Genomic DNA, 1,436 nt, shown 5'->3' with positions numbered 1-1,436 from the left:
TGATTGTGTGCAGGAACTGATCGACCTTCAGATGGATGCAGCGGTTCCGGACAGCACCATTACCCAAAAGCAGGCGGAACTGAACAGCCTCTATGACAGCTTTTCTGCAAAATACGGTCTCATCAATGACCGTGCAAACCGACTGGCCTATGCAGACGATTCTTCCTATTACCTGCTCTGTGCGCTGGAAGTCATCGACGAGGATGGGAAACTGGAACGTAAGGCAGATATGTTCACCAAACGGACCATCAAGCCCCATCAGGCGGTGGCTGTGGTGGATACGGCAAGTGAAGCACTGGCGGTGTCCATCTCGGAAAAAGCCTGCGTGGATATGGACTATATGAGCCAGCTTACCGGAAAAACAAAAGAAGAACTGGCCGGAGAGCTGCAAGGCGTAATCTTCCGTGTACCGGGACAGCTGGAGAAAGACGGCACACCCCATTATGTGACTGCTGATGAATACCTCTCCGGCAATGTACGCCGCAAACTGCGTCAGGCGCAACGGGCCGCACAGCAGGACCCGGTTTATGCAGTCAATGTGGAAGCTCTTACCGCCGCCCAGCCCAAAGACCTGGATGCGTCGGAGATTGAGGTGCGTCTGGGCGCTACCTGGATCGACAAAGAGTACATCCAGCAGTTTATGTATGAGACCTTCAACACCCCGTTTTATCTCCAGCGCAGTATCGAGGTCAACTATTCGTCCTTTACCGCTGAATGGCAGATCAAGGGGAAATCTTCTGTATCCTACAACGATGTGGCAGCTTATACCACCTATGGGACCAGTCGTGCCAATGCCTACAAGATTTTAGAGGACAGCCTGAACCTGCGGGATGTCCGCATCTATGACACCATAGAGGACGCAGGCGGAAAAGAGCGCCGCGTGCTGAACGCCAAGGAGACCACCCTGGCGGCTCAAAAACAGCAGGCGATCCGGGAAGCCTTTAGGGACTGGATCTGGAGAGACCCGGAGCGCCGCCAGACTTTGGTGCGCCAGTACAACGAAGAAATGAACTCTACCCGTCCCCGCGAATATGATGGCAGCCATATCACTTTTGGGGGCATGAACCCGGCCATTACCCTGCGGGAACACCAGAAAAGCGCCATTGCCCATGTGCTGTATGGAGGAAATACCCTGTTGGCACATGAAGTAGGCGCAGGCAAAACTTTTGAGATGGTAGCTGCTTCGATGGAAGCCAAACGCCTGGGCTTGTGCCAGAAATCTCTTTTTGTGGTTCCAAACCATCTGACCGAGCAGTGGGCGTCGGAGTTTCTGCGTCTCTATCCTTCCGCCAATATCTTAGTCACCACAAAAAAGGACTTTGAGACCCATAACCGAAAGAAGTTCTGCGCTCGTATTGCGACGGGTGATTATGATGCCATTATCATGGGACACAGCCAGTTTGAGCGTATCCCCATCAGCCGGGAGCGTCAGGAAC

The 1,436-nt window shown here is 53.3% G+C and carries 1 protein-coding gene; it reads left to right on the top strand.

The window, feature by feature from the left end:
• On the top strand, window positions 1-1,436 hold a 1,436-nt coding region (locus tag LI241_RS15450), incomplete at both ends, for a DEAD/DEAH box helicase family protein (protein WP_227151456.1).

The organism is Longicatena sp. 210702-DFI.1.196 (genome assembly GCF_020563125.1).
Taxonomy (GTDB): domain Bacteria; phylum Bacillota_I; class Bacilli_A; order Erysipelotrichales; family Erysipelotrichaceae; genus Longicatena; species Longicatena caecimuris.
This window is presented reverse-complemented; position numbering and strand designations above follow the sequence as displayed.